We start from the raw sequence: 7,561 nt of genomic DNA on the forward strand, positions 1-7,561 counted from the left end.
AGAGCCCGCGATCGGCGAACTCAACATCTCAGGGAAAAGAAACATGGGACGGATGCAGATGGAACTGCACACCGGCATCGACCTGGCGGTGGCACTCATCCGACAGGACAATCTGCCGGATTTGCTGAAAACCGCCACCCGACAGCTGGCAAACGCCTTCGGCCTGACCCACTGCTGGGCGCTGGAACTGGACCTGAGCGGCCGCACCCTCCATTGTGCCGAACTGGACCAGGACGGCGAATTCGACTGCGCCGACTTCAGCCACCCCTTTGCCCACGTGCTGCAAACCGGCCAGCCCAGAGAGCTCAGCCGTGCTGCCAGCTACCGCCTTGATCACAGCGGATTCCAGGCATTGCTGGATGCCAGCGACCGCCCACGGTCGTTCTGGCTTGAACCCATCAAAGGTGACGACGGCCGCACCCTCGGCATCCTCGTGCTTTGCCACGACGAGCCCGAGTGGGACAGCATCACCGCCATGCCGTTGTACCGGGGCCTTAAGCAGCTGCTCACTCACCAATGGGTCAGCCAGTTGCAGAACCGCGACCAGGTATGGCAACGGCGGTTGCTGAAGCGCTCGCTGGACCACCTGCACGACGCGGAAACCGTGCGCCAGCGTTGCGAACAACTTGCCGGCAGCCTGGTGGGCAACTCCGCCGACATGACCCACCTGCGGGCTCAGATCATCCGCGCCGCCGGCAGCCAGCTTTCGGTACTGGTGCAGGGTGAAACCGGGTGTGGAAAGGACCTGGTGGCGAAAGGGATCCACGATTTTTCCGATCGCGCCAGTGGTCCGTTTGTGGTGGTGAACTGTGCCGCCATTCCCGACACCCTGCTGGAAAGCGAGCTGTTCGGCCACACCAAAGGCGCGTTCTCCGGGGCGGACAAGACCAAGGAGGGCCTGCTGGCGCAGGCCGATGGCGGCACCCTGTTCCTGGATGAGATTGGCGACATGCCCCTGGCACTGCAGTCCAAACTGCTGCGGGTGCTGGAAAGCCGACAATTCCGCCCGCTCGGTGCCCAGCAGGAAAAGCACTCCGATTTCCGTCTGGTGGCCGCCACCCATCAACCTCTGCAAAAGGGCATTGAAGACGGCCGCTTCCGCCGCGATCTGTTCTACCGGTTGAGCCAGTTCCCGCTGCGGGTCACACCGCTGCGGGAGCGACCGCAGGACCTGGAAGCCCTGTGCCGTCACTTTATTGCCAATTACCAGGCCCGCGAAGGCGCCGGTCCCATGGGTATCAGCAGCCATGCCCTGCACGCTCTGGGTCGCTACAGCTTCCCCGGCAACGTGCGGGAACTGCGCAACATCGTCGAGTTTGCGTGTCTTCAAACCCCGGTGGGTGACGACATCCAGCCGGAGGTACTGCGTCTTGATGACCTGTTCGCCGAGCCCGCCCGCATGGTCTACGCCGAAGAGGACGCCGCTGGTGTGCCGGGTGTGCCGGCGGCTGCCGACATACAGGATCTCAAGGCAGCCTCCCAGGCGTTCGAAGCTGCGGTTATCCGCGAGCGGCTGCGTCAGTACGACGGCAATCGCGCCCAGGCCGCCGAGAGTCTGGGGTTACCCAAGCGCACGCTGGCCCACAAATGTCTGAAGTATCAGGTCGCTGAATGATGATAAGAACATGTCTCTACCGGTGGATACTGCCGGCTTTGTGGCCAGTGGGCGTGGCGCTGTCCGTGGCACCGGCGCTGGCCGGCCCACTCGAGCAAGCCCAACGGTGCACCGAGCAACCACAGCGACTGGAACGGCTGGCTTGTTTCGACGATATCTTCGGCACACCGATGGACGTCACTGGCGGCTCCGCCGACCCGCAGAGCGAGCGCCCGCCCCGGTGGGAGCAAGCCTATGCCCAGGAGCAGGCGCGAACCCCCGGTGATGGTCCTCTCTACAGCCATACCGGTGACCAGGCTGGCCATCTGGTGACCCTGGCTGCACTGGGCACCGAGCCTCCGCGCCCGGTTCTGGCGTTGCAGTGTCATAACAACATCACCGAGCTGTCGCTGATGCTGCCGGATCCGCTGGATGCGGAACGCCTGCGGTTCGGCTTTGGCGGGAATGAGGCTCTGTGGCGCGTGCGGGACAACGGGTTTGTGCTCAGCGGCGGGCGGGGGTTGCCGGCCATCCGTGTCGCCCGGGCGCTGGCTGGCCGCACGGACGCGCATATCACCTCGTCTCACTCTGCGGTGGACGGACTGATGTTTGATCTGGACGGCTTTCGCCAGGCCATTGGTCCGCTGCGGGCCGAGTGTGGCTGGTAATGAAATCGAATTTCGAAAAGCAGGTTTTTGAATGCAGGTAGTTGAACAGCATCCGTACGTGGAACAGGTACTGGCCCCCATAGGTGGCGAGTCCGGCATGGGTGAGCCGCTGGGCGACGATGTCACCCTCGAGTTCCTGGAAAACGAGATCATGAAAGTGGGCTCTCTGGCCCACAGCGACATCGACTGGCTCAAGGTGGAAAGTGAGTCGCTGCGAGTGCTGTCAGATCAGAGTAAAGATCTGAAAGTGTTTGGTTTCTTGCTGGTCAGCCTGCAGCGTGGCGGCAGCGGTGAGCGCTTCGCGCTGTCACTGTACCTGCTGAACCGGGTGCTGGAGACCTGGTGGGAGAAGGCCTGGCCCTACCCTGGCGATAAGGGCAAAAGGGCACGCAGGATGATGTTCACCCAGATGTTGCAGCGCGCCGGCAAGGATGTGGGTGCCCTGTCCTTTGATGGGGGCGTTGGCGACGGCCAGGCCTTTTGCCTGAAAGCCATCGAACAACTGATCCGCCAGGCTGCCGACCATGAGCTGGCGGATGACGGCTTGTACGACCTCAAACGGGCGGTGGAGAAACTGCCGGCGGCAGCGGAATCTGCACCGGCGTCCGGTGCAGAGCACTCCACAGCCAGGCCGACACCGCCTGCGGCCAGTCACGCGGCCATCAATACCACCTCGCCGTCACTGGGCGAGCTCACTCTGGACCCCGCCAACGAGCGGGCCACCCGGCAGAGCCTGCTGAAAGTGGCCGACCTGCTGGTGGATACCGACCCGGGATCCGCTCTGGGCTATCAGCTGCGCCGCCATGCCATATGGCAGAGCATCGCCACGGTGCCACCCTCCCGTGACGATGTAAAAACCGACCTGGCAGCGGTCAGCGCGGACCGGGTGGCGGAGTATCGGGAGACGCTGGCGAAGGCCCCGGATATGGACCTGTGGAAACGGATCGAGCAAAGCCTGTCGGTGAGCCCGTTCTGGCTGGATGGCCACTGGCTCAGCGCCCGGGTGGCGGAAGCGTTGGGGTACGCCGCCTGCAGCGAAGCGATCCGCGCCTCGGTGATGGCGTTTGTTGAGCGTCTGCCCCGGTTGGCGGGTATGACCTTCAACGACGGCACCCCGTTCCTGTGTGCCGAGGCCGCCGACTGGATGCACACGGCCCCGGCTATGTCTGGCACCCCCGGTGGCGCCAGCCCCTGGGAGCAGGCCTACGATCAGGCCCGTGAAATGGCGGGCAACAAGGGCCTGGCAAAAGCCATGCAACTGATGGAAGACGGTCTTTCCGGCGCCCGGGAACCCCGCGAACGCTTCTATTGGCGGTTTGCTAGTGCCCGGCTGCTGAAAGACAACGGCTTGAAAACCCTCGCCAGCCAGCAGATTCAGGATTTGCACCAACAGACACGGGGCCTGGCCCTGGAAGACTGGGAACCGGGGCTGGTTTCCAAACTCGAAAAACTGGTTTAACGGATTTTGCCTTAAGCACACCCTTTATCAGGAATGGATGCCATGTGGAGACAAGCATTACTCATCGGTCGACAAATTCTTCCCTACCTGCGCAGTGCCGCGCCGGTCACCCTGGCGCTCGGGGTGATCGTGCTGCTGGTGGCCACCTGGTGGCTGGGTCCGCGCCTGGAAATCGGCGGCGAATACCCGCTGATGGCCTGGCAGATGCGGGCGCTGGTTACTCTCGGGGTGGTGTTGCTGGTTGCCATGGTCTGGGCCACGGTGCTGGCCCGCAAGCTGGGCAAGATCAACGCCGTCAAAGCCGAGGAGCAGCGCGAAGAGGAAGATCCGATCCTGCCGCTGGAGCGTCGTCAGGCGCGGCTGTTGGACCGTCAGCTGCAGGCGCTGAAGAGCAATCTCCCCGGACGCAAGGGGCTCTACCGTCTGCCGTGGTATCTGGTGATGGGGCTGGAGGAGGCCGGCAAGACCAGTCTGATCCAGCGTTCCGGCCAGACCTACACCCTGACTAACGTGACCCGGAATGCCCGCGCCGACCGCAACCCACTGGGCTTCGAGTGGTGGATCGGTGACCACGGCGTGTTGATTGATCCCGACGGGGAACTGCTGAGCCAGAACCAGGGCGAGGGTGCCACCGCGGAATTGCAGCAACGTTTGTGGAAGCATTTCATCCAGTGGCTGGAGCGCAACCGCCCCCAGCGCCCGCTGAACGGCGTGGTGCTCACCGTGGATCTGGCTCGCCTCAGCACCGGCAGTAAACAGCAGCGTAAAGCCCAGGCGATTCTGCTGAGAACCCGCTTGCGGGAGTTGATGGAAACCCTGGGCTCGCGGTTGCCGGTGTATGTGAGCTTCACCAAGCTGGACCTGCTTTACGGTTTCGGGCCGTTCATGCGGACTCTGAGCAAGGCCGAGAGGGAGCAGCCGCTGGGGTTCACCTTCCCGCTGGCCGCCCAGCTTGAGGGCGATGACTGGCGGGCGGAATTCTCCGACCGCTTTACCACCATGGTCGAGCAGTTGAACACGCGACTGCCCGATGTGATGGCGGCGACCCGCGACGCCGAAGAGCGCACCGCGGTTTACTCCTTCAGCCGTCAGCTGGCGGGCCTGAAACCGGTGCTGGAGCAGTTTCTCGCGGATCTGCTGACAGAAGACGCATTCTCGACACCGGCACTGGTGCGCGGCACCTACTTCACGTCGGTATTGCAGGAAGGTGTGCCGGAGGATGCGTTTGTGTCTGCGGCGGCGGCGAATTACCACCTCTCCGGCCCGATTCAGCCGGCCCAGCGCAGTGGTCAGTCAGCCAGCCTTTTCATCCAGGGGCTGTTCCCGGATGTGATCTACCGCGAGTCCGGGCTGGCCGGCGATAACCGGCGGGTCGTCCGCAGTCGCCGTCGCCGGGTTGCGGTAGCCGCGGTTGTCGCGCTATCCGCCGGGCTGGGTATGACCGCCGGCTGGCAGCACTATTTTATCAAGAACGCCGCAGCGGCCACCGCTGTGGAGCAACGGGTTCGCAGCTTTATCGACAACTGGCGGCCCATCGGTTACGAGCCGGACACCACCGGCAGCAATCTGCTGCAGCCCCTGGACGAACTGCGTGAGGCCACCCTGGCGTTTGGCGATTACCGGCAGAGCTGGCCGGTAGTGACCGATATGGGGCTGCACCAGGGCCAGAAGGTGGGCCCGGAAGTGGAGGCCTCCTATCTGGACATGCTGGCTTACCAGTATCTGCCCGCACTCATGCTGGGGGTGATGGGGGAGATGGCCGAGGCACCGGATCACAGTTCCGAGCGGCTGGATCACCTGCGGGTTTTGCGGATGCTGTACGATGCCAGTGGCCGGCGTAATGACATCGTCGCGGATTACATGAGCGATTACTGGCAGAGCCAGTTTCCGGGCCAGCGGGATCTGCAGCAGCGTTTGCGCAGCCATCTGGACTACGCCATGGCGCACACCGACCTGGCGGACCAGGTTCGGCAGGGGGATGTCACCGCCGACATGGCGCTGGCGCCGTTCCGCAGCAGCGTGCAGTGGGCACAACACGAGCTGGGCCGTATCGCCACCACCGAACGGGTCTATGAGGACCTGGAAAAGGAAGCGGCACGGGAGTTCGGTTCGCCCCTGGATCTGGCCAGAGCCTCCGGGCCGGCTTTTGGCACGGTGTTCACCACGTTGGATGAGCGCGGGCAACCCCTGCAGGACGATGTGGCCGCCGATCCGCTGGTGATCCCATCGCTGCTCACCCGCGAGGGGCTGGACTCCTGGTTTCTGCGCAAATCCGATGATGTGACCGAATTGGCACTGGTGGATGCCTGGGTGCTGGGCCGCCGTGATGACGTCGACTTCAGCGAATCCGACGAGGCGAAACTGACCGCAGATCTGCAGTCGCTCTACGCCGAGCACTATGCCGAAGCCTGGCGGCGGGCGCTGAGCCGTGTCGACATGCAGAGTTTTACCGATTTCAATCACGGCGTGCGGGTTCTCGAGAGCCTGACCAGCGGTCACCAGCCGTTGCAGCAGTTGCTGGGACAGGTTACCCATCACACCCGCCTGGTGCCCGACGGTAGCGACCTTGACGGTGACAGTGAGGCCGAGAGCGCAAGTGCGAAGGCCGCCCGTAAAGTACTGGAGCAGTCGTCTCACTTCGCCATGGTTCAGGAGATTGATCGCCAGTTTGCTGAGTTCAATCAGCTGGATCGCAAGCAGGGTGACAACCCCAGCGATCTGGAGCAATTAATGGTGGTGCTGGGGGATCTGCATGAGTACATGCGCGGCATTCAGGAGTCGCCGGATCGTGGCAAGGCTGCATTGCAGGCGGCCCGTGCCCGCATGGGGCTGCAGGGCGCGGATCCGATCTTTACCCTGCAACGGCTGGCGGATAACCAGCCGGCGCCGCTGGACCGCATGCTGGACAAACTGGCCGCGGAGAGCTGGCGGGTGGTGCTGGACCAGGCCGTGGCGCAACTGGAGCGCCAGTGGTACCGGGAGGTTTACCAGCCCTTCCAGCAAGCGCTGGCCCGACATTATCCGTTCAACCCGGGCGCCGGGCGGGATGCCGCGCTGCAGGACTTTGAACGCTTCTTCGCGCCAGAGGGTGTGCTGGATACCTTCTACACCGACAACCTGAAGCTGTTCCTGGAAGATCACCCCGAGCATCTGGGCGGATCGCGCCGTGCCGGCCTGGTACGCAACGATGTCAAAGCGGCGCTGGCAAAAGCCGAGGACATTCGCCGCGCCTACTTCACCCGCAGCGGCTCGCTGGACGTTGAGTTTGCGCTGGAACCCCTGAACCTGTCTTCTAACAAACGCCGTAGCGTGGTCAACGTGGATGGCCAGTTGGTGGAGTTCAGCCACGGGCCCAGCCAGAGTATTCCGCTGGTGTGGCCGAACACCCTGCGCGACAGCGTGGAGAGCCGCATTACATTGGTACCGACTCAGATTAACCGCTCACCCCGCAGCCTATCTGAAAACGGCCCCTGGGCACTGTTCCGCTTGCTGGACAAGGCCGACATTACCGGCGTCAGCAGCAGCTCGGTGGATGTGAAATTCCAGCTGGACGATGGTCAGATGCGATACCGCCTGCACGCCGCCAGTAATACCAACCCGTTCACACAGGAGCTCCTTGCGGGGTATCAGATACCACGCAGTCTGTATTAAACTGTCGGCCGCCTTGCACAGGATGGTGCCGGGCGGCCATCAGCTTGAGTTTTTGACGCACTACATTCTTCAGGGACCGAAGACATGCCCCAGGCAAGCGGACTGCAGTTCACCGCCACCATTGGCGAATTTTCCTCTGATCATTTTTCCGTTGTCGGCTTCCAGCTGACGGAACACCTGTCCGACCTG

The 7,561-nt window shown here is 63.2% G+C and carries 4 protein-coding genes; all 4 read left to right on the plus strand.

The features are described from left to right. Positions 1–52 precede the first annotated feature (52 nt). Genes R0125_RS13125 through tssM form a run of 4 tightly spaced genes read left to right on the plus strand, consistent with a single transcriptional unit; the run spans position 53 to position 7,372 of the window. On the plus strand, positions 53–1,615 hold the full coding sequence (locus R0125_RS13125) for a sigma-54 interaction domain-containing protein (protein ID WP_317238493.1): 1,563 nt from the start codon (positions 53–55) through the stop codon (positions 1,613–1,615). Then, the gene (vasI, locus tag R0125_RS13130; RefSeq protein ID WP_317238473.1) at positions 1,612–2,262 is read left to right on the plus strand and encodes a type VI secretion system-associated protein VasI; all 651 of its coding nucleotides are present in this window, start codon (positions 1,612–1,614) and stop codon (positions 2,260–2,262) included. The genes R0125_RS13125 and vasI overlap by 4 nt, the downstream gene beginning before the upstream one ends. A gap of 31 nt (positions 2,263–2,293) precedes the next feature. Continuing rightward, on the plus strand, positions 2,294–3,721 hold the full coding sequence (gene tssA / locus R0125_RS13135; RefSeq protein WP_317238474.1) for a type VI secretion system protein TssA: 1,428 nt from the start codon (positions 2,294–2,296) through the stop codon (positions 3,719–3,721). 33 nt (positions 3,722–3,754) lie between these two features. Next, a complete protein-coding gene (gene tssM / locus R0125_RS13140) occupies positions 3,755–7,372 on the plus strand; it encodes a type VI secretion system membrane subunit TssM (RefSeq protein ID WP_317238475.1) in 3,618 nt (1,205 codons plus the stop codon). Positions 7,373–7,561: the final 189 nt, after the last annotated feature.

Origin of the sequence: Marinobacter sp. M-5, assembly GCF_032911545.1 — a bacterium.
Lineage (GTDB): Bacteria > Pseudomonadota > Gammaproteobacteria > Pseudomonadales > Oleiphilaceae > Marinobacter > Marinobacter goseongensis.